A 23,020-nucleotide genomic window follows, 5' to 3' on the forward strand; every position below is an offset into this window, starting at 1 on the left:
ATATATGGCTATGGTAACGTCTCATGAGAAATTTGGAAAAGTGGCTATCCAATTCTCAAGCAGCCGTGCTCCTGCCTGAGCGGATTTTTCGGGATGAAATTGAGTCGCCGATAGCGGACCACGCTCATAGGCGGCAACAAAATTACTTCGCCCATATTCGCAGCGTGTCACCTTGCCTGGATTCTCACCCAATCCATCCACATCTATATCGTGCGCATCCGAAGCCGCATATGAGTGAACGAAGTAGAAACGTTCATGTTCCACACCGTGAAGCAATGTCGTGCCTTCAGCCGCCTGAATCGTGTTCCACCCAGTATGAGGAACCACGTCGGCATCAAGCCGTGCAACCGTGCCACCTATGAGCCCAAGACCTTGTGCATGGGCTCCCCTCTCGACTCCAGACTCGAACATGATCTGTTCTCCGACGCAGACTCCCAGAACGGGTCTGCCATCCGCCAAGCGATCTCTGATGACCTGCTCGCCGCCAACATCGCGCAAGCCCTCCAGACATGCCGCCAAAGCTCCTACGCCTGGCACGACGACACCATCGGCATTCATTGCGGCACGGTGATTTGACGTCAGAGTCACATCTGCACCGACATTCGCGAGTGCACGAACCATCGAGCGAACATTGCCAAAACCATAATCAAAAACAACGATGGAAGTCATTGGTACTCCTCACAACGGTAGAAATGAAAGGTCTGCATGGTACTGCAGTACTGTACGCGGTCTGGAAGTGCAGTCAGCCGTTTGTCTTGCCTGCAGATGAATCAGGACCGAGACGCATATGTCGGGCAATGATACCCATCGCCTGATCATGGTCCAAATCATCGGTATTGACGACAGTAATACCGTTATGCTTCAGAGAATCGACGCTCACCGTACCAACCATGATGTCCTCAACAAATGATGCACTCGATGCGAAGAGAATGGGAGGAGCAAATTCCTCTCCAGACTTGCCGCGCATCCACAATTTGGCTTCGAGCTTGTTGGCTCTATTCACTGCAAGAACGACGGAAAGACCGGAGACGACATCCGTCAAATCCTGAGCTGCATTTTCAGGTCCGTCCGCCTCGTGCGTGTTCAACACGGCAACGGCACCCTCGGACGAGTCGATGCATCGGGCCGAGATATCGGAGATGCAGCAGAATGCAGCCAACAATTCAGCGGATGCGATGCGGGTAATGATCACCGCGACCTTGACTTTGTCACCAATCAAGCCTTCAAGTTCGCTCTGGAAGTCAGCGTCCAAATCAAGATCATCATTGAACGCTTCGGCCTGGTTGCCGGCGTTCTCAGTTTGGTTCTCCGAAACGCCATCTGCAGCATGCGAAGCAGAGGCATTGCCATCCTCTTCACCGGATGAGTCTGTAGCCGCAGTATGCCCATTGCGATGGGTTCCAGCCGGATGAATCGTGTTGTCATCACCGAAATTGAAATCACCATCCACCTGTTTGTTGAAATCCTCTTCAAAACTGGCGAAGGCAGCGTCAATCTCCTCGTCACTCAAGCGATCGGAAGAATCCTTGTCAGAGCCGGCATGCTTCCCGCTCTCGTGGGGTTTCTTCGAATTGTCATCATGCATGCCTTGTGCGTTGAGATTTGTCGAGTGCTCCTCATGAGAATCGTGGTCTTCGCAATCCGAGCTGTTTGCATCGGTTGAAGAATCGTTCACAACGCTCCCTTCGTGCTTGGAATGCCAGTGACACGCGGATCGGATTCCACCGCAACACGCAATGCTCGAGCCAATGCTTTGAATTCTGCCTCGGCAATGTGGTGAGGATCGCGCCCGGCAAGCAATGTCATGTGAAGGCAGATGCCGGCATGCAAGGCGATGGATTCCATGACATGGCGTACCAGCGACCCTGTGAAATGTCCACCTATCAGAGCGAACTCAAAACCCTCAGGCTCGCCTGAGCACACGACATATGGTCTTCCAGAAATATCGATGACGGCTCGCGCCAGTGCCTCGTCAAGAGGAACGGTGACATCGGCAAATCGTCGAATGCCTCGTTTATCTCCGAGAGCCTTCTTGAGAGCCTCGCCGAAGACAATCGCGATGTCCTCGACCGTATGGTGTACGTCAATATCGGTATCGCCACTGGCCTTGATATCGAGATCAATCAGTGAATGCTTGCCAAGTGCAGTCATCATATGGTTGTAGAAGGGCACGCTCGTGTCAACATGGGTCTCACCGGTGCCGTCAAGATTCAAACTCAGCGAAACATTCGATTCGCTCGTGATGCGGGTTATTGATGCTGTGCGATCCATATGTTGCTCCTTTATGACAATGCCCTCGCGGATCTGCAGGCAGTTCATGGTTATCGACAGCGCTTCTGGCCCTTGCCGATGGTCTTCGGTGATGCCGATCATCAGATGTGCGGGTCTTCCACGTTGTGTTGTATTGCATGGTTGCTTACTGTTGCTTATCTATCGTTGCCAGCACTTCGGCAAATGCCGTTCTGAATGTCGACATTTCCCTCTCTGTTCCCATGCAGACTCGAAGCCAATGATCAGGGCCAACCACGCGAATCAGTATGCCACGACTGAGCAGTTTATTGAAAACGAGCATGCGGTCATCGAATTTTCCAAAAAGCAAGAAGTTTGATTCGGAATCTGCAACTTGGAGATTGCTGCCATGGTATTGCTGGCTTCTCAGCCATGCCGCGGTCTCTTCTCTGGTCTCACGAAGCTTTGCAACACGTTTCAGCTGAAGATCGGTATGTTCAAAAGCCGCCAGAGCCGCTGCCTGCGTGATGGCACTCAAATGATATGGCATGCGTACGATTCTGAGGCAATCGATGATGCCTGCGTCTGCGGCTAGATAGCCGACTCGAGCACCCGCAAAGGCAAAGGCCTTTGACATGGTTCGGGAAACGGCAAGATTGTGATGCTCAGGAATCAACGACACGGCGGAAGGGGTGCCCGGATTGCGAAACTCCACATACGCTTCATCGATTATGACCACCGGATGAGTGCCTTCTTGAGCTCCTGCAACCTGTGTCTGCTCACATATTGCGAGCAACGTCTTCACATCGCTCAATGGCAGGTTAGTCCCTGTTGGATTATTCGGACTCGTCAGCAGCACAATTGACGGTCCGATGCTCGTGATGCCTTCGATTGTCTTGTCAAGGTCGATGGTGAAGTCACCTTTGCGGTGAATCACCTTCCACGAGGTGAAGGTGTCTCGTGCATATTCCGGATACATGGAATATGTCGGGTCACAGCCAAGAGCAGTGCGGCCTGGTCCACCGAATGCCTGAAAAATCTGCAGCATGATTTCGTTCGAACCATTCGCACCCCACAGTTGTTCGACACCCAGACGTGTGCCGGATTCATAGGCAAGGTAGTCGCAGAACGCCTGGCGCAGCTTGATGTGCTCGCGGTCAGGATAACGGTTCAGGTTCTGCGCCACTTCCCTCACTCGACGTGCGATGGTATCTGCCACCTCGTCATCTAGCGGGTAGGGGTTCTCGTTGACATTGAGACATACGGGAACATCCAACTGAGGGGCGCCGTATGGCTCCTCGCCTATGAGGTCGTTGCGCAGGGGCAATGACGATGGAATTGAAGTCATAGCAGACCAGCCTCTCGTTCCTGATCCTTCAAGCTCTGCTTGTCGTAAGGATCGTTGACGAATCGTGTGAGTACGCATTCACCATGGCCCGGCAGATCCTCACTCACAGCAAATGTGTTGATCTTGTCGGCAAGAGCCTTTAAACCATCCTCGTCATATTCGATGACCTCGACCGGTTTCATGAAAGTGTGCACACCAAGACCGCTAGCAAAGCGAGCGGTTCCTCCTGTCGGCAGCACATGGTTTGAACCGGACATGTAGTCGCCGAGAGGTACAGGTGAGAACGGTCCGCGGAAGATGGCGCCGGCATTGCGAATGTGGGAAATCGTCGTATCTGGATCAGACGTCTGAATCTCAAGATGCTCGGCGGCATAGGCATTGGCTGCGGCAATGGATTGTTCGAGATTATCGGTCAGAATGATTCCCGACTGGGAGCCGCCCAACGAAGTATGAACTCTTTCGCTGTGTTCGGTTCGGGGAACTCTTCTGTTCAGACTGTCTTGAACCTTCTGAATCTGAGACTCATCATCGGTGATGAGTACGGATCCTGCCAATTCATCATGCTCTGCCTGCCCGATGAGATCGGCTGCAAGATACTCTGGATTGGCGGTTGCATCTGCAAGAATCGCGATTTCGGTAGGTCCTGCGACTGCATCGATGCCCACGATGCCTGAAACCAGACTCTTTGCAGTGGCTACGAAGATATTGCCAGGACCCGTGATCTTATCGACTGGATCACAGAGAATGTCGCCATCCTGCTCCTCGCTGCCGGCAGCGCCATAGGCAAACATGGCGATTGCCTGCGCACCTCCAACGGCATAGACCTCGTCAACGTCAAGAATGGCGCATGTCGCCATGATCGTCGGATCGGGAAGACCTTCCGCGGACGATTTGGATGGCGGTGTCGCGATGGCGAGCGACTCCACTCCCGCTGTCTGTGCGGGCACGACATTCATGATGACCGAACTCGGATATACGGCTTTGCCGCCGGGAACGTAGAGACCAACGCGCTCGATGGGGATCCAACGCTCCGAGACACGTGCCCCTTCTGCCAGATCGGTGTGGAAACCACTGGGAACCTGCGAAGTGCTGACTGCACGACAACGATGCACGGACTCTTCAACGGCCTCACGAACCTTGGGGTCAAGGGCATCCAAGGCCTCTTGCAGACGCTCCTTGGGAACCCTGAGATAAACCGGACGCACATGATCGAATCGTTCTTCGTAATCTCTCAATGAGGCAGCACCACGCTTGCGCACATCTTCAAGAATCGGACGAACGAGCTCAGTGGCCTCATGTGTGCCCATGGAGGCTCGTGGCATGGTTTTGAGAAGGTCAGCGCGACTCAGATTCTTGCCGCGCAAATCGATTACATGCATTATGTTGTCTGTCATGACTTCGATGGTAGATTCCACCGATGACGAGAGCTGAATTTGAGACAAATCGTCTCGAATTTTGAGATTATTTCAATGAACTGATTCAACATTCTCAGTGCCCTCACTCGTTGTGAACTCAGGAAAGTATCAACGCATGAAATACGCTCTCTTCCACCAGCATTAAGCCAGCATTTCGATGTGATACCTGAGCGAGTTCACAATGAGCACTATGGAATGCGTAAATCAGGCGATTGATGCCTTCAATGCATCGACCTTGTCAACGTTTTCCCATGTGAAGTCCGGATCCTCGCGGCCAAAGTGACCGTATGCGGCAGTCTTCGCATAGATTGGGCGCAACAGATCGAGCTCATCGATGATCGCTGCCGGTCGAAGATCAAATACCTTACGCACAGCATCCTGAATCTGATCTCTCGAGACACCAATCTCAGTTCCATAGGTCTCCACATTGATGCTTACAGGATCGGCAACACCAATTGCATAGGCAATCTGTACCTCGACACGGTGAGCCAGCCCTGCCGCAACGATATTCTTTGCAACCCAACGCGCGGCATATGCAGCGGAACGATCAACCTTGCTCGGATCCTTGCCTGAGAAGGCACCGCCACCGTGATGCGCGGCACCACCATAGGTGTCAACGATGATCTTCCTGCCTGTCAGACCTGCATCTGCAGACGGCCCGCCAAGAATGAAGGAGCCGGTTGGATTTACGAGCAGTCTGTACCCTTCATGCTCGACCTTGTCGCCGCAGACCTCTGCGAGCACGGGTGTGATGACATGTTCGGCGAGTTGATTGGTCAGCCAGTCACGGTCCACATCTGGATCATGCTGTGTGGAAATCAGTACGGTGTTCACACGCAGCGGGTTGTCATTTTCATCGTACTCGATGGTGACCTGCGTCTTGCCATCGGGACGCAAATGAGGAATGATCCCCTGCTTGCGGACCTCAGCCAAGCGATACGCCAGTCGGTGAGCCATATAGATTGGCAGCGGCATCAACACATCGGTCTCGTCGGTTGCATAGCCGAACATGACTCCCTGATCGCCCGCCCCTTGTGCCTCATAGCGCTCTTCTCGAGTAGCAGCATTCTCCTGCTCGCGGCTGAGGCGATCGACACCCTGATTGATTTCTGAACTCTGTTCTCCAAGAGCGACGAGTACGCCACAGGAATCGGCATCCAGACCTATATCAGAGCTTGTGTATCCGATTTTTCGAAGAACGGAACGAACTTCATGCTGGATATCGGTATAGCCCTTCGATGTCACCTCGCCGAAAACGAAGAACTGACCGGTTGTTGCGGAAGTTTCCACAGCAACGTGCGAATAGGGATCCTGCGCCAATAGATCGTCCAAAATCTCATCTGATATCTGGTCACAAACCTTGTCAGGATGACCTTCGGTCACCGATTCCGCAGAAATTAGTTTTCGCTCTGCCATTATTCGCGATACCCCCTATGCAAACCATAATTATGAGGAAAGGACCCCTTTCGGAGTCCTCTCCCCTTGGCAGACAGCAAGTCAGCAAACCTACCGTCTGCATTCGTGCAAACAATACGACAACAACCCTATGCCTTAGGTAGGTCAATTACTAGATGTAAATCGTATGGATATTGATACAACCAGACATAAGGTTGTGTCTGCAGAATCAGTTGCCCTCGCTCAAATCATCGTCGCCGAGCTTCTCTTCAAGAAGTCCCTCGTTGATTTCGCGGAAGGCGATGGACAATGGTTTTTCCTGATTCTGATACTCAACCAGGGGACCAACGTTCTGCAGCAGACCTTCATTGAGCTGTGTAAAATATGAGTTGATTTGACGTGCACGTTTCGCAGCGAAAATGGAAAGCGCATATTTGGAATCGGCGTGCTGCATGAGTTCGTCGATGGTTGGTTTTGCAAATCCTGTTGGTGTTGGTTCGGTACCGAGTGCCATATAATCTCCAATACGAATAATGCCGATGAATGCATCAGCCTTGCAATCTTCGCGATTATATCGCATCGATACGATTTTGTGAATGGGCTGCTCTGATTTCCAACTTGAATAATCCCACTATTTGACCCTCGCCACTCATTTGCCCAACTATCCCGCTTGAATGGTCACTATGCAAATGAGGTCAGCAAAATTAATGAACGGACGAATGTTCGCCGGGGCTCGCGCCCTCTATCGTGCTGCCGGAGTTTCTGGCAACGATTTTGGCAAACCTATCGTCGCGATAGCAAATTCATTCTCCGAATTCGTTCCGGGGCATGTTCATCTGAATCAGGTCGGCCGCTTGGTTTCCCAGGCGGTGAAAGAGGCGGGCGGCATTCCTCGAGAGTTCAATACCATCGCCGTTGACGATGGCATTGCCATGGGTCATACCGGCATGCTGTATTCACTGCCAAGCCGAGATCTGATTGCCGATGCCGTTGAATACTCAGTGAATGCCCATTGCGCCGATGCACTGATTTGCATTTCAAACTGTGACAAGATCACGCCTGGCATGTTGCTTGCGGCCCTGCGGTTGAACATTCCGACAGTATTTGTCTCTGGAGGCCCCATGGAGGCCGGCACCACCGTCATGCCCGACGGTGAGGTCAAGGAGAACACCGATCTTATCGATGTAATGTATGCTTCGGCCGATGACAGCATGAACGACGAGGACGTACTTGCACTGGAAAAGTCCGTATGCCCGACCTGTGGTTCTTGCGCTGGCATGTTTACAGCGAACTCGATGAATTGCCTGACCGAAGCCATGGGTCTTGCCCTTCCCGGCAACGGAACCACACTCGCTTCGCACACCGCACGGCGTTCACTCTTCACCAAAGCGGGCAAGGCCATCATCGACATTGCCAAACGCTATTACGATGATGACGATGAATCGGTACTTCCACGCGCAATCGCGACGAAGCATGCCTTTGAAAATGCAATGACAATGGATGTTGCCATGGGAGGCTCTTCCAACACCGTTCTGCACATTCTTGCCGCCGCACAGTCCGCTGACGTTGACTTCACCCTCGACGATATCGAACGCATATCACACACCGTGCCATGCATCTGTAAGGCTTCGCCTTCCGGCGATTGGGAGATTTCCGATGTTCACCGCGCGGGCGGCATCTGCGGCATCCTTGGAGAGCTCGACCGTGGCGGTGTGCTCCACAAAGATACTCATTCCATCGATTATCCAAGCCTTGAAGCGAAGCTCGATGACTGGGACATCATGCGTCCAAGTTGCCTGGACGAGGCGAAAAAGCTCTACCATGCAGCGCCCGGACATATCCGTTCGCCAAAGCCATGGAACCAGTCCGAGGAATTCCCTGACCTTGACACAGACCGAATCAATGGTGCCATTCACGACCTTCAACATCCAGCGGTGAATGAGGGCGGTTTGGCCATTCTTCACGGCAACCTTGCTCCCGACGGATGCGTGGTGAAAACGGCCGGCGTTCCTAAGGAAATCTGGCACTTCCGTGGCCCTGCTCTGGTCGTCGAATCTCAGGAGGAGGCCGTCAAGGTCATTCTTAATGGAACCCTGAAGCCAGGCCAGGCATTGATCATTCGATATGAAGGTCCAAAGGGCGGCCCTGGCATGCAGGAGATGCTCTACCCAACATCCTTCGTGAAAGGCAAGGGTATAGGCAAGGAGGTGGCTTTGCTCACCGATGGCCGTTACTCGGGAGGCTCCTCAGGATTGTCAATCGGCCATATCGCTCCTGAAGCTGCAAGCAAAGGGCCGATCGCCCTGATCAAGAACGGCGACATGATCGTCATCGACATTCCCAATCGAACAGTGAATGTCGATCTGAGCGACGAGGAACTTGCACAGCGAAAGGCAGAGCTTGAGGCTGGAGATGGCTACGTGGCACACCGCAACCGCCATGTTTCCCTGGCACTCAAGGCATACGCGGCATTCGCGCGTTCGGCGGACAAGGGTGCCACCCGTGACCCTGACCTTATCAACAAGCTCTCTGGCCTCGCATAAGGCTGTTTCGACTCGATTCGAGCATCGACAGCACCGTAGATATGGATATGTCTCCGCGGATCCTACGATTCACGGAGACATATCCATATCAGGGTTACATCAGAGTCTATTTCCTTCATCCAAGGCGCTCTTATTGCTGTTATCTCGAGCAAAGGCGCACACGGTGCCAGATGTGCTCTTCTCCCGTCATCCTATGAATGCTTTTCCTTGTCATCTCGAGCGTAGGCGCAGCCGAAGTCGAGAGATCCCATCCACAGCGGACACGAGGAGATCCCTCGACTCGCTTCGCTCGCTCGGGATGACAAAAGATGCAAGGCAACCCAATCAGGACCACAAAAGAAGCAGGGCCAGCTTCTCGAGGGTCCAGTAACAAGCTCTTAGAGATTGTATTCCTTCGCAATCACGTTCCACATGGCGTCGGCGGCGTTCTCAACGGTGTCGTTGACGATGACGACATCGAATTCACCCTCACTGGCAAGCTCGACTCGTGCAGTGGCAAGGCGCTTCGTGCGCTGCTCTTCGTTTTCAGTGCCACGAGAAGCAAGGCGGCGAATCAGATCGTCAAAGCTTGGAGGGGCCAAAAATACATATACAACATCAAGATTGAGCTCTTTCGCGCGTTGGCGAACACGATGTGCACCCTGCAAGTCAATCTCCAGGATCGTTGGAATCCCTTGCTTGAGATGATCGAGCACTGGTTGCAGTGGTGTTCCGTAATGCGCCATGTTATGTACCAGTGCAGTTTCAAGGAATTCACCCCGTTGCTCCATGGCAGCAAATTCTTCTTCAGAAACAAACCAGTAGTTGATGCCATTACGTTCGCCGGGACGAGAATCACGAGTCGTCGCAGAAACCGAAACCCATACTTCTGGATGCCTTGATCGAAGTTTTGCCTCAACCGTACCTTTGCCTACAGCGGTCGGACCGGTAAGAACGATGAGTCGTTGATGACCTTGCTGCGGCTCTTTATGATTCATCACTGCATTGTCTGCAGCGGCTGGAGAACTTGCAGACACTTGTGCAGAAGAATCCTTGGATTGTCGGATTACGGATTCACTCACCGTCACGACTACTTCCCCTCGTTCATAGATTGAGTTGTTGCTGACGAAGCTGTATGCACATTTGTCTTACTCTTTTTTGCAGTGACATCGTGTTTCACGGCATCTCCTGCAAAGTTATCACTTGCAGTTTCCTTCGTCGCCTCAGACAAGGCTTGGCGCACATCCAGTGCAATGCTTTCCGTCGCCTGTGCGAGCTTATCAATCTGAGGTCCATGAGTTGCAATCGAACGGGATACAGTTACCAGAACATTACCTTGTGTGCCGGCAAATACCGTCTTCAGATCATGAGCCTCGGCACCCTGCCATCCATATCCTGGTGAAAGAATGGGTCCGGTGAATTTCGATGGATCTACACCACCGGTAGTGATCCACTGGCCAATCGTTGCTCCGATGATCAGTCCAACAGAGCCCATGCCATCCATGCTCTGATTGAATTTCTGAGCTGTTCCGGCTATGCTGTAGGCCACTGTCTTGCCTTTGTACGAACCACTTTGCCTGATCGCAGACTGCAGACTTGTACCCTCACTATTGGATGTGAGCGATGCAATGAACACCCCACGGCCATAACTCAGGGCTTCGTCGGTGAGATTGTTGAGCGAACGGGCGCCATAGTAGGGAAGCAGGGTTATGGCATCCGCCTTCAGCGGCGCATTTGGCTTGAAATAGGCATCGGCAATGGCTGAAATAGTAGTCGAAAGCCCGCCGCGAAGGCAATCGACAATCGTAATGATTCCCATCTGACGGGCGGCATAGAGCACCCGCTCAAGCGCGGCATAACCTTTTGAACCGTATCGTTCGAACATGGGTGTCTGGAATTTCACTGCCGCAGCTCGGCCATGGGCCGCCTGAAGCATGCGCATGGAAAACATCTCGGCACCATCGGCATCCACCTGATACCCCCACTCACTGAGAATCTTTCGGTGAGGATCTATGCCGACGCAAAGCGGCCCGAATTTTGACATTGAAGTGCTTAATCGCAGACCAAAATCTGATCTCTGTGCCTTAATCTCTTCTTCACGGGTCGCCTTTGCCATCAGATATCCTTATCTTTCAAGTTCGTGTATCTGCTCAGCACGTTCCTGAATACTTTCGATCTGGTAGTCATTCTTCCGTACGGCCTCGATAGCCATCAAAGCGGCAGAAAACTCCGTCATGGTGGTGAAGTGCGGCAAATCCGCTGCTATTGCCGCAGCTCGAATCGAGTAGCCATCAGATCGTGAACCCTTGGAATTTGGGGTATTGAGAATCATGTTGATGGTTCCGTCTTCTATCAGATCAACGACATTCTTCTCGGTGGAATCGCTCACACTGGCTGTTGATTGCGTTGAATCTGGAACAGCGGGCTGGGGTGTGTCGACGCGTGTCCCAAGCTTGGCGACAACATGAGCCTGAAGACCATATCTGCGCAAGACCGAAGCGGTTCCCTCCGTTGCGTACAGATTAAAACCAAATTCGTGCAGACGTTGTGCCATCAAAGGCAGTTGTCTCTTATCGCTGTCGTTGACGGAGAGGAACACGTTGCCACTCGTAACCAGTCCCCCGGCGTATGCTGCCAACTGACTCTTGGCGAATGCATGGGGGAAGTCTCTATCGAAACCCATGACCTCGCCAGTCGAACGCATCTCTGGCCCAAGGATGATGTCAACCGTACGACCAACCTTGGTTCTGAAGCGCTTGAACGGAAGCACCGACTCCTTGACTGCAACCGGCTGACCGCGACGAATCATGCCACCGTCACCAACGGGAAGCAGCAGGCCGTTCTTGCGCTGGTCCTCAATGGTTTCACCCGTCATGATGCGTGCTGCCGCCTTGGCAAGGGCAGTTCCCGTCGCCTTGGAAGCAAACGGAACTGTTCTGGAAGCGCGTGGATTGGCTTCGATGACATACAAAGTGTTGGCCATGTATGCATACTGAACATTGATGAGTCCACGAACGCCACAACCCTGGGCAATTGCCAAGGTAGCCTTGCGCAAACGTTCCATCTGATCGTCCGAGAGTGTGCTAGGCGGCAGCGTGCAAGCTGCATCACCCGAATGGACACCCGCCTCCTCGACATGTTCCATAATCCCACCGATGTAAAGATCCGAACCATCGTAGATGGCATCGACATCAATCTCAATGGCATCCTGCAAGAACTTGTCTATAAGCAAGGGGGAAGGGAGTCTTCCGGACACCACCGTGTCGGCCTTCGCCTCATCAAGCGCCCTGTTGACGTAAGTCTTGAGCTGTGCATCGTCATAGACGATTTCCATCCCTCTACCACCCAACACGTAGGATGGACGCACCAGCACAGGATAACCAATGTTATGTGCAGCCTCCTCTGCCTCTTCGTACGATAACGCTGTGCCGTACCGTGGGGCATTCAATCCTTCGCGCTTGAGAACCTCACCAAAGAGCTGTCGGTTTTCAGCCAAGTCGATAGCCTCTGGCGAAGTGCCGAGAATCGTCACCCCGGCAGCTTTGAGTCTTGCTGCAAGCGAAAGAGGTGTCTGTCCACCCAGTTGTACGATGACGCCCTTGATGGGACCCATCTTCTTTTCTGCCGTATAGACTTCGAGAACATCTTCGAAAGTCAATGGCTCAAAATAGAGGCGATCCGACATGTCGTAATCCGTCGAAACCGTCTCTGGATTGCAGTTGATCATGATCGTGTCGTACTTCTTGCCAAGCTCTTGAACGGCATGCACACAGGTGTAGTCGAATTCGATGCCCTGACCGATCCGATTGGGACCGGAACCAAGAATGATTACGGCTTCGCGATCTCTTGGCCTGATCTCGGTCTCATCGGCATAACATGAATAGTAATACGGAGTAACCGCGTCAAATTCCGCAGCACAGGTGTCAACGGTCTTATATACCGGTCGCAGTCCATAATTCCAGCGAAGCTCACGAACGGCATTCTCGCCTTCATCTCCGAGCTTTCTCAAATGAGCGATCTGCAAGTCGCTTAAGCCTGATTGCTTGGCCTTCCTGAGCAGTTGAGCTCCAAGACTTTCAGCCGCCTGAACCTCCATTGCCACATCATTCATTTCCTTGATCTGTTCAAGGAACCAACGGTCAATCTTGGTGGCTGCATAGATCTGCTCCACACTTGCTCCGCCCCACATGGCGCGCTGCAACTGAAGGTAACGGTGCTCGGTAGGAGTGCTCATATCGTGCAGCAACTGCTGAATCTCGGCCTGAGACGGCTTGTCGCCGTCCCATGAGAAGTTCATGTGACGCTTGTCAATGGATCGAAGAGCCTTGCCCAGGGATTCGCGGAAGTTTCCTGCCAAAGCCATCGCCTCGCCCACCGACTTCATCGAAGTGGTGAGCGTCGTATCGGCATTCGGGAATTTCTCGAAGGTAAAACGAGGAATCTTCGTCACAACATAATCGATGGTCGGCTCAAAACTCGCCGGAGTTGATTGCGTGATGTCATTTTGAATTTCATCAAGCGTATACCCCAGAGCCAGCTTGGTCGCTATCTTCGCGATGGGGAAACCGGTTGCCTTTGATGCCAGAGCGGATGAACGCGACACACGTGGGTTCATTTCAATGACGATCAGACGACCGGTCTGTGGTTCTACGGCGAACTGAATGTTGCAACCGCCTGTGTCTACACCAACGCCACGAATGATCTTGATACCAACATCACGCATCTTCTGATATTCGCGATCCGTGAGTGTGAGCATGGGCGCCACAGTCGTCGAATCGCCGGTGTGCACACCAACAGGATCAACGTTTTCAATCGGGCAGATGACCACGACATTGTCATTCTTGTCTCGCATCAGCTCAAGCTCGTATTCTTTCCAACCTTCGATGCCTTCCTCAAGAAGGATCTCATGCGTCGGAGAATAATGCATGCCTGCTCCGGCAATGCGATGGAGTTCCTCAACATTGTGTGCAATGCCGGAACCTAGACCACCCATGGTGAAGCTTGGACGAACCACCAATGGATAGCCAAGATCATCCGCGGCGGCCTCGGCATCTTCCATGCTGTGTGCAATCAGCGATCGGGCGGATTCTGCACCCGCCTTTTCGACGACCTTCTTGAAAAGATCTCGGTCTTCACCACGATCGATCGCATCGAGCGAGGCACCGATAAGCTCAACGTTATATTTCTTGAGGATCCCAGCCTCTCCGAGCGCCATCGCGGCGTTCAAAGCGGTCTGCCCACCCAACGTCGGCAAGAGTGCATCAGGTTTTTCCTTGGCAATGATTTTTTCAAGAATGGCTGTATCGATAGGTTCGATATAGGTGGCATCGGCCATTTCAGGATCAGTCATAATCGTTGCAGGATTCGAGTTGACCAGAATCACGCGGATTCCCTCTTCGCGCAAAACACGGCATGCCTGCGTTCCTGAATAGTCAAACTCTGCGGCCTGACCAATGACGATTGGTCCTGAGCCAATGACCATAACCGAATGAATATCGGAACGCTTAGGCATTGATCTTCCCCTCTGTCTCTTCCTGTTCTTGAGCATGTTGAGAATCCTGAGATGATTTCATCAGATTGATGAAACGATCAAACAGGTATGTTGCATCGTGTGGGCCGGCAGATGCCTCCGGATGATATTGAACTGAGAAAGCTGGAATATCAAGGCATTGCAACCCTTCAACCACGTCGTCGTTCAGCCCGATATGCGATACCTTTACCTTGCCGAAATGCCCATTGTCGAATGGTGATGAAATATCGGTGCCCAGTGGGGCATCAACTGCAAAACCGTGATTCTGCGAAGTTATCGAAACTTTGTCGGTATTGACATCCTTGACCGGCTGGTTGATGCCTCGATGACCAAATTTGAGCTTGTACGTTCCAAATCCAAGCGCGCGCCCTAACAACTGATTACCGAGGCAGATGCCAAAGAATGGGTATCCCCTGTCAAGAACCTCGCGCAGGAGCGCGACCTCCTTATGAGCTGTGGCCGGATCGCCAGGACCGTTCGAGAAAAAGACACCATCGGGACTCAAAGCTTGCAATTCTTCGAATGTGGTGTGTTGTGGAAGAATATGCACTTCACATCCACGTTCTGAGAGACGTTGTGGCGTCATGCTCTTGATTCCGAAATCCAATGCCGCGACCTTGAACAGCGGTTTCTTGCCTGCAAACGCTCCACGAGGAGCAATGATCTTTTCCTGAGCGGTACTGACCTCATCCATAAGATGAGCGCCAGCCATCTGTGGCGTCTCCTCGACGATCGTACGCAAGGTTCCCGTGCTTGCAAGCTCACCGTTGCCCTGTTTCAGGGCATTTCCTGAGAAGATCCCTGCACGCATCACACCCGCAGAACGAAGATGTCGCACTAATTTTCTTGTATCGATTCCACTGATTCCGACGATGCCCTGACTTATCAGATCATCCTGCAAGCTACCAGTTGCTCGCCAGTTACTCACATTCGGGCTTGGTTCACGGACAACATATCCGGCAACCCATATCTTGGAAGACTCGTTGTCTTCCCCATTGACACCGGTGTTTCCAATATGTGGAAATGTTTGTATCAATATTTGGCGGTCATAACTTGGATCGGTTATCGTCTCCTGATACCCTGTCATGCCTGTAGTAAAAACAATCTCGGCAGTTGTCTGCCCTAATGCGCCAAAAGGCTTGCCCACATACACTTGTCCATCCTCGAGAACGAGGATTGCATCATCTGGGGAAAAGCTCTCAACTGTTGTGGCGTCGGAATCGTACAAGTTTACCAAACCCCCTTATACAGCGGATAGTCGTAACTACAGTATCCATCGCCGTGGATAAATTTAGGTTAACTATGTCTTCATCCCAGAATCTGGATACTGGAGTCCACCTGTTGAAAGAGCAAAAACAAAATCCGTCCATATCGTATGGAAATGGACGGATCACATCAATCGACTAGCGTGCGAATTCGTACTATCAGACGTTTTGCCGCGTATCATCATCGCGACTCACTTCTGGTTCTGGCTGAAGAGGTGCGTTCGCTGCACTATCAGACGTCGAAGTTTCGAACGGAACGGACTCAATATGCGCCTCTTGCTCAGGAGCAAGTGTGGGATTGTTCTCAGTCTCAAAGCTTTCAGCGGAATCGGACTCTGCTTGCTCAGACTCTGCATTCCCAGAGTCAGCTTGTTCAGACTCTGCTTGCTCGGATTCTGCTTGCTCGGATTCTGTAATCAGCGTCTGCTCCTTGTCTGCAGAAACGGCGCTGAGCAAGCCATGTATGAAACCTGGAGCATCCGAGTCGGAAAAACTTTTTGCAAGAGATAACGCCTCGTCGATTGCAACCCTATCGGGTACGTCAGGATTGAAGACGATTTCCCAGGTAGCAATTCTCAAGATGTTTCGATCAACGACTGCCATTCTGTTGAGTTTCCATCCTGTGGAATGGGCATCAAGTGCGCCGTCAATCGTGTGAAGATGTTCTGCCACTCCCCTGACCAGATCAATCGCATAGTCAGGAAGTGGTGTTTGTGCTCCGGGGCGAAGTAATCGCTCAGCCAAAAGGGACAGAACTTCCTGCCCCTTTTCATCGGCCTCATACAGAGTATTAAGAGCCCTTTTCCGGGCGGTCGATCGTGCCATATTGAACTATTGCCTCAGGAATTTTCACGACCGAGATATGAACCATCGCGTGTATCAACCTTGACTCTTTCGCCCTCGTTGATGAACAGTGGAACCTGAATCTCTGCGCCGGTCTCTACAGTCGCTGGCTTGGTACCCGCATTCGAACGGTTGCCCTGCAGACCCGGTTCTGTGTGCTCAACTTTGAGAATGACCGATGCAGGAAGCTCGACGGAAAGCGGGTTGCCATCGTGGAAACTGATGATGCAATCAGTGCCCTCAAGCAGGAAACGCTCCTGGTCTCCGATCAAGGACTCAGGAATGTTGACCTGCTCGTAATTGGTCATATCCATGAATACGAACGAATCCGCATCGCGGTATGAATATTGCATGGTACGGTTGTCAACCGTTTCGAATTCCATCTTCATACCGGCATTGAATGTCTTGTCGACGATCTTTCCTGAAAGCACATCTTTGATGGTTGTTCGCACGAAAGCAGGGCCCTTGCCGGGTTTCACGTGCTGGAACTTGGTGACGGTCCACAGTTTGCCGTCCAAGTTCAGAACTGAACCATTCTTGATATCGTTTGTAGTTTGTGCCACGTTCACTCACCTATTCGTATATATAAAAGCCGCCTAACCCAGCGACAAAAATGCCTAGTCCATTATGCCACGGCGTCTAAACACAGAAATGCCGGCATGACTTTCTTCTCTGAATTCGACGAAAAATGCAGTAAGCCCGGGAAAATCCCGGGCTTACTGCTAGCGAGTAATGAAATATTACTCAACAACCTTGGTGACACGGCCTGAGCCGACTGTGTGTCCACCTTCACGAACTGCGAAGGTCAGACCCTCTTCCATGGCGATTGGCTGGATCAGCTCAACCGAGAAGGTTGCGTGATCGCCAGGCTGAACCATTTCGATGCCCTCTGGCAGCGTGATGACGCCAGTGACATCGGTGGTGCGGAAGTAGAACTGAGGACGGTAGTTGGAGAAGAATGGCGAGTGACGGCCACCCTCATCCTTTGTCAGAACGTAGACTTCGCCTTCGAACTTGTGGTGAGGTGTAACCGTTCCTGGAGCAGCCACGACCTGGCCACGCTCGACCTGATCGCGGTTGATGCCACGGAGCAGCAGACCGGTGTTGTCGCCAGCCTCGGCCTCGTCCATCTGCTTGTGGAATGTTTCGATTGAGGTGCAGGTCGTTGCCTGAGTTGGACGAAGGCCAACAATCTCAACGTTGCTGTTGACGGCGAGCTTACCGCGCTCAACACGACCGGTAACAACGGTTCCACGACCGGAGATGGTGAAGACATCTTCGATTGGCATCAAGAATGGCTTGTCGAGATCGTGAACTGGGGTTGGAATGTAGTCATCGACTGCATCCATGAGATCCTTGACGGTCTGTGCCCACTTCTCGTGGTCAGGAGCATCGTCATGAAGTGCACCGTAAGCAGAAGTACGGATCACTGGGCAATCGCGGTCGAATCCGTTCTCGTCCAGAAGGTCGCGGACCTCTTCTTCAACGAGCTCGATGAGCTCATCATCATCGACCATGTCGCACTTGTTCAGGGCGACGAGAATCTTCGGAACGCCAACCTGCTTGGCAAGCAGCACATGTTCACGAGTCTGGGCCATTGGACCGTCGGTAGCGGCAACCACGAGGATTGCACCATCCATCTGAGCGGCACCGGTAATCATGTTCTTGACATAATCAGCGTGGCCTGGGGCATCAACGTGTGCATAGTGACGCTTTGCGGTCTGATACTCAATATGAGCAATGTTGATGGTGATACCGCGCTGCTTCTCTTCTGGAGCAGAATCGATTTGGTCGAAATCATACTCAGGATTGAGATCAGGGTATTCCTCGTGCAGCACCTTGGAGATGGCGGCGGTCAGGGTAGTCTTGCCGTGATCGACGTGGCCAATGGTACCGATGTTAACGTGCGGCTTAGTACGTTCGTACTTTTCCTTTGCCATGTGTTTGTCCTCCTGGACGTCTCGTAGTTTGCCTGTGCGAACCACGCACAAGACACTCGCTACATATTACTGGGTAATTGGTTTATTTGCCACTTGGTATCCTCCGCCCAGTCAGCGCTCAATGAGTTTAGCGCTGACTGGAGACAGAGAAAACCTTGGAATTAAAGGTGTGTTGAGCGAAAAATGAGCTTTCTCACTCGCCACGCTGGGCTTTTATGATTTCCTCTGATACTGCACGAGGCACCTCTGCATATGAATCCATCTGCATGGTGAAGACTGCACGGCCCTGGGTCTTTGAGCGTAGGTCGCCAATGTATCCGAACATCTCTGACAGTGGAACCTTTGCATCGATGACCTTGACACCTGTGGCGTCGGCCATCGACTGGATGTTTCCACGACGAGAGTTGAGATCGCCCATGACTTCGCCCATGTATTCCTCAGGTGTACGCACCTCAACAGCCATGATCGGCTCAAGAATGACAGGCTTTGCCTTGGGAGCAGCTTCCTTGAAGCACATGGAACCAGCGATCTTGAATGCCATTTCCGAAGAATCGACATCGTGGATCTGGCCATCGGTCAATGTCGCCTTGACATTCACGACCGGGAACCCAGCAAGAATGCCAGATTCCATGGCCTCCTGAACACCTGCATCGACAGAAGGAATGAATTCCTTGGTGATGTGACCACCAGTGACCTTGTTCTCGAACTGGTAGGTTTCACCCTCTGTTGGCTCCAAAGGCTCGAAGTTCATGAGGACCTTTGCGAACTGACCCGAACCACCGGTCTGCTTCTTGTGAGTGTATTCCTGATTCATGACTGCCTTGCGAATGGTCTCGCGGTATGCCACCTGAGGCTTGCCAACGTTGCAATCAACATGGAATTCACGGCGCATACGATCGATCAGGATGTCGAGCTGAAGCTCACCCATGCCTGAAATCAGTGTCTGACCGGATTCTTCATCAGTCTTGACCTGGAATGTTGGATCCTCCTCAGATAGCTTCTGCAGAGCGAGACCCATCTTCTCCTGATCTGCCTTGGTCTTGGGCTCGACCGCAACCTCGATAACAGGGTCTGGGAAGGTCATGGATTCAAGAGCAATCGGTGACTTTTCGTCGCAGAGCGTGTCCCCAGTGGTGACATTCTTCAGGCCGACGAACGCATAGATATTACCGGCAATGGCCTCGTCAACGGGATTCTCCTTGTTGGAGTGCATCTGGAACAGCTTGCCGATACGCTCCTTACGATCCTTGGTGGCATCGAGAACGTTGTCTCCCTGTGAAACCTTGCCCGAGTAGACACGCACATAAATAAGCTTGCCGTAGAAGGGGTGAGTGGCAATCTTGAAGGCAAGAGCGGAGAATGGTTCATCAACGCTTGGCTTGCGGTCGATTTCCTTCGATTCGTCCCCTGGCTCATAACCCTTGATTGCAGGAACATCCTCTGGTGAAGGAAGATAATCGATAACCGCATCCAACATTGGCTGTACACCCTTATCCTTGAATGCAGAACCGCAGAACACTGGGTAGGCTTCCTTGGATACGGTGAGCTGACGCACAGCGCCACGAATCTCATCCTCAGTCAGATCTCCTGTTTCGAGGTACTTCTCGAGCAGTGTCTCGTCGGTCTCAGCAACGGTATCGAGCAGTTGTTCACGATACTGCTTTGCCTTGTCCTTCAAGTCATCTGGAATCTCGATGGTGTTGTAATGAGCACCGAGGTCGGCTCCATCTTCCCAGTAGTACGCAACCATGCGAACAAGATCGACAACGCCGCGGAAGTCATTTTCAGCACCGATAGGAAGCTGCATGACGATTGGCTTTGCACCGAGCTTTTCCTTGATGGTATCCACTGAGTAATAGAAGTTGGCTCCAAGCTTATCCATCTTGTTGATGAAGCAGATGCGAGGAACGCCATACTTATCGGCCTGACGCCATACGGTCTCAGACTGTGGCTCCACGCCTTCCTTGCCATCGAAGACGGCAACTGCCCCGTCGAGCACACGAAGTGAACGCTCCACCTCAGCGGTGAAGTCGACGTGTCCTGGAGTATCAATGATGTTGATCTGGAATTTGTCTTTCTCATCATGGGTCTGACGATTCCAGAAGCATGTCGTTGCAGCAGAGGTAATGGTGATGCCTCGCTCCTGCTCCTGAGCCATCCAATCCATGGTTGCAGCGCCATCATGTACCTCACCGATTTTATAGTTCACACCGGTGTAGTACAGAATTCGTTCTGTCGTCGTTGTCTTTCCGGCATCAATATGAGCCATGATGCCGATGTTGCGGACCTTTGTCAGGTCGGAGAGCACATCTTGTGCCATATTATCCTCAGCTCTTATTCTTACGCTATTACCAGCGATAGTGAGCAAAGGCCTTGTTTGCCTCTGCCATCTTGTGGGTATCTTCGCGGCGCTTCACTGAGGCGCCGAGACCGTTGGATGCATCGAGAATCTCGTTGGCGAGACGCTCCGACATGGTCTTCTCACGGCGTGCACGACTGAAATCAGTCAGCCAGCGAAGTGAAAGCGTGTTGGCACGTGCAGGCTTGACCTCCACAGGAACCTGGTAGGTTGCTCCACCGACTCGGCGTGAACGAACCTCGAGGCTTGGACGAATGTTGTCCAGAGCGCGCTTCAACACTGCGACTGGCTCCTGGTCCGTCTTCTCCTTGACTTGCTCAAGTGCCGTGTACACGATGTCTTCAGCGATGGACTTCTTGCCATCGAGAAGAATCTTATTGATAAGCTGAGCTACAACTGTCGAACCGTAAATCGGATCTGGCAGGAGCTGGTGCTTCTTAGCTGGTCCTTTGCGTGACATTCTCTTACTTCGCCTTCTTTGCTCCGTACAGGGAACGACCCTGCTTGCGATCCTTGACACCCTGCGTATCCAATGCACCACGAACGATGTGATAACGAACACCAGGAAGATCCTTCACACGGCCACCGCGCACGAGCACGATGGAGTGTTCCTGAAGGTTGTGTCCTTCGCCTGGAATGTAAGCGGTGACTTCAATTCCTGAGCTCAGACGAACACGAGCAACCTTACGCAAAGCCGAATTCGGCTTCTTTGGGGTTGTGGTGTAAACACGGGTGCACACACCGCGACGCAGTGGGCTTCCCTTCAATGCCAAGGTCTTCGACTTGCGAGGCTTGGCCTTACGTCCCTTACGGACGAGCTGTTCAATCGTTGGCAACTGACTCTCTCCGATTCGATAGTTAATGTTCAGTCTTCGTGAAGCCGCAGCACCGCGACCGCACAATCCTTGAAATCGGAAAGTCAGCCACTGTCCACCGGCCCGATGGCCTCGACCTTGAATAAAGCGACTGCGCGTCGCATCACGAAGACGAGGATATCCCACTGCAGTATGTCTGTTACATAAGACATGCCAGTGGCACACACAAATTATTAGTGTATCACAGAAATGGAACTGTTGCATGGCAAATGTTGATTAACGCCAGAACCCATGAAACTGCAGAAAAAGCAACGCTGCAAGTTGAAGGTCAACTTTCCTTGTCAACCGTTGTCGCCGCTGCCTTCGCTGCTTCTTGGACGGATATGTGGGCTGAGTCTTTTTTATTCTCATCCACACCCGTCATCACCGTGGAATCAACCACGCCATTCGATGACCCGACGCGCTCCTTACTCATCGTTTCCGCCAGCAACGATGCACAATACATCAGTACCTGTGCAATGAGATTGAACCAGATGAGCACAGCGAGAATTGCTGCAAACGGTGCGAGCAGCGGATTCGACGACGCTCCCCCAACAAGCCGAGTGCCTAGCATCTGAATGATGGAAAGGCAGATGGAACCGAAAATGGAGGTTCTGACCACTGCCTTTCGATCACGCAGCTCTGCGACCAGCCAGAATATCACCATAAGCAGGAGGAAGTTGAACAGCAAGGTCAACAAGAATCCAACGACATCAATCAGGCTGGAAAATCCCCATGCGTCTTGCGGAACTTTCAACACATTGAGGATATTGCGAATCGCTCCTCCAGAGACCACTGCCGCGACGCTCGAGAGTATGAAGAGCACCATGATCAGAATCACAGCCAATGCATCGAACAGTTTGGAACTGATGGCATTGCTCTGCTGCTGTCCGGCCTCAACCATGGTTCTGACCGCAGACCTGACGGAGCCAAGCCAACCTATGATCTGCCAGAAAAAGGCAAGAAGCGTGAACAGGCCCGTGATGGTGAAGGTCGTAGATATGGAAGAAAGCGTCGTGGCTGAAATGATTTCCTTTCCTGACCCTGATTGAAGACTCGGGACGACGCGCGAAGCCGTATTCAAGAGTGCCGTTCTCACATTGTCGTCATGAGAAAAGATGAGACCTGCGATGCTGAAGACAGTCCACACACCTGCGAAGAAGGCAAATAGCAAACCATACGCAAGACCGCCAGCAAGCAGACCACCATTATTTCTGCCATACCTTGCCAAAACCCTGCCAGGCAAGGAACGTTGCCAGATTGCCGTCAATTTCTCTATCAGTGCCTTCATGCTCCCCATGATTGATGATTCTAATCGAA

General features: G+C 52.2%; 18 protein-coding genes and 1 pseudogene. 1 reads left to right on the forward strand and 18 read right to left on the reverse strand.

The annotated features are described in order from the left end of the window. Positions 1-21: 21 nt before the first annotated feature. The 7 genes from hisH to rpoZ form a co-directional block, all read right to left on the reverse strand. Complete coding sequence (hisH, locus tag BAQU_RS05790) at positions 22-669, reverse strand: imidazole glycerol phosphate synthase subunit HisH (protein ID WP_094693526.1); 648 nt, start codon at positions 667-669, stop codon at positions 22-24. A 73-nt stretch (positions 670-742) separates the two neighbouring features. Next, positions 743-1,675 (reverse strand): hypothetical protein, encoded by a 933-nt coding sequence (locus BAQU_RS05795; RefSeq protein WP_244568445.1) that lies wholly within the window; start codon positions 1,673-1,675, stop codon positions 743-745. Next, a complete protein-coding gene (gene hisB / locus BAQU_RS05800) occupies positions 1,672-2,271 on the reverse strand; it encodes an imidazoleglycerol-phosphate dehydratase HisB (protein ID WP_094694036.1) in 600 nt (199 codons plus the stop codon). Before hisB ends, BAQU_RS05795 begins: the two co-directional genes overlap by 4 nt. Positions 2,272-2,416: 145 nt before the next feature. After that, the gene (locus BAQU_RS05805; RefSeq protein WP_094693528.1) at positions 2,417-3,577 is read right to left on the reverse strand and encodes a histidinol-phosphate transaminase; all 1,161 of its coding nucleotides are present in this window, start codon (positions 3,575-3,577) and stop codon (positions 2,417-2,419) included. Next, entirely contained in the window at positions 3,574-4,971 is a 1,398-nt protein-coding gene (hisD, locus tag BAQU_RS05810) for a histidinol dehydrogenase (protein ID WP_169713268.1), read from the reverse strand. The genes BAQU_RS05805 and hisD overlap by 4 nt, the downstream gene beginning before the upstream one ends. Positions 4,972-5,196: 225 nt before the next feature. After that, positions 5,197-6,408: a methionine adenosyltransferase gene (metK, locus tag BAQU_RS05815; protein WP_094693530.1), complete on the reverse strand. Its 1,212-nt coding sequence runs from the start codon at positions 6,406-6,408 to the stop codon at positions 5,197-5,199. Between the two features lie 208 nt (positions 6,409-6,616). Further along, on the reverse strand, positions 6,617-6,901 hold the full coding sequence (rpoZ, locus tag BAQU_RS05820) for a DNA-directed RNA polymerase subunit omega (protein WP_094694040.1): 285 nt from the start codon (positions 6,899-6,901) through the stop codon (positions 6,617-6,619). Positions 6,902-7,070: 169 nt separating this feature from the next. Here rpoZ and ilvD point away from each other — a divergent pair, with 169 nt between their 5' ends. After that, positions 7,071-8,930, forward strand: a complete 1,860-nt coding sequence (ilvD, locus tag BAQU_RS05825) for a dihydroxy-acid dehydratase (RefSeq protein WP_094693532.1) — start codon at positions 7,071-7,073, stop codon at positions 8,928-8,930. A gap of 377 nt (positions 8,931-9,307) precedes the next feature. Here the strand turns inward: ilvD and gmk are convergent, their stop codons facing one another. The 11 genes and pseudogenes from gmk to BAQU_RS05880 form a co-directional block, all read right to left on the reverse strand. After that, positions 9,308-9,907, reverse strand: a complete 600-nt coding sequence (gene gmk / locus BAQU_RS05830) for a guanylate kinase (RefSeq protein ID WP_094694042.1) — start codon at positions 9,905-9,907, stop codon at positions 9,308-9,310. Positions 9,908-10,119: 212 nt separating this feature from the next. Beyond that, positions 10,120-11,025: pseudogene (pyrF, locus tag BAQU_RS05835) on the reverse strand (orotidine-5'-phosphate decarboxylase); the annotation flags it as partial. A gap of 9 nt (positions 11,026-11,034) precedes the next feature. Further along, the gene (gene carB, locus BAQU_RS05840; RefSeq protein WP_094693536.1) at positions 11,035-14,421 is read right to left on the reverse strand and encodes a carbamoyl-phosphate synthase large subunit; all 3,387 of its coding nucleotides are present in this window, start codon (positions 14,419-14,421) and stop codon (positions 11,035-11,037) included. Beyond that, positions 14,414-15,676 carry a glutamine-hydrolyzing carbamoyl-phosphate synthase small subunit gene (gene carA, locus BAQU_RS05845; protein WP_094693538.1) on the reverse strand — a complete coding sequence of 421 codons (1,263 nt, stop codon included), beginning with the start codon at positions 15,674-15,676 and terminating at the stop codon, positions 14,414-14,416. The genes carB and carA overlap by 8 nt, the downstream gene beginning before the upstream one ends. 187 nt (positions 15,677-15,863) lie before the next feature. Beyond that, the gene (gene nusB, locus BAQU_RS05850; protein ID WP_094693540.1) at positions 15,864-16,529 is read right to left on the reverse strand and encodes a transcription antitermination factor NusB; all 666 of its coding nucleotides are present in this window, start codon (positions 16,527-16,529) and stop codon (positions 15,864-15,866) included. Positions 16,530-16,543: 14 nt separating this feature from the next. Beyond that, complete coding sequence (efp, locus tag BAQU_RS05855) at positions 16,544-17,110, reverse strand: elongation factor P (protein ID WP_094693542.1); 567 nt, start codon at positions 17,108-17,110, stop codon at positions 16,544-16,546. Between the two features lie 177 nt (positions 17,111-17,287). Beyond that, a complete protein-coding gene (gene tuf, locus BAQU_RS05860; protein WP_094693544.1) occupies positions 17,288-18,487 on the reverse strand; it encodes an elongation factor Tu in 1,200 nt (399 codons plus the stop codon). Positions 18,488-18,680: 193 nt separating this feature from the next. Further along, positions 18,681-20,807 (reverse strand): elongation factor G, encoded by a 2,127-nt coding sequence (fusA, locus tag BAQU_RS05865; protein ID WP_094693546.1) that lies wholly within the window; start codon positions 20,805-20,807, stop codon positions 18,681-18,683. A 28-nt stretch (positions 20,808-20,835) separates the two neighbouring features. Then, positions 20,836-21,306: a 30S ribosomal protein S7 gene (gene rpsG, locus BAQU_RS05870; protein ID WP_094693548.1), complete on the reverse strand. Its 471-nt coding sequence runs from the start codon at positions 21,304-21,306 to the stop codon at positions 20,836-20,838. 4 nt (positions 21,307-21,310) lie between these two features. Further along, entirely contained in the window at positions 21,311-21,682 is a 372-nt protein-coding gene (gene rpsL, locus BAQU_RS05875) for a 30S ribosomal protein S12 (RefSeq protein ID WP_094694044.1), read from the reverse strand. 307 nt (positions 21,683-21,989) lie between these two features. Beyond that, positions 21,990-23,000 (reverse strand): YihY/virulence factor BrkB family protein, encoded by a 1,011-nt coding sequence (locus tag BAQU_RS05880; protein WP_094693550.1) that lies wholly within the window; start codon positions 22,998-23,000, stop codon positions 21,990-21,992. Positions 23,001-23,020: the final 20 nt, after the last annotated feature.

It is taken from the genome of Bifidobacterium aquikefiri (assembly GCF_002259795.1).
GTDB lineage: Bacteria > Actinomycetota > Actinomycetes > Actinomycetales > Bifidobacteriaceae > Bombiscardovia > Bombiscardovia aquikefiri.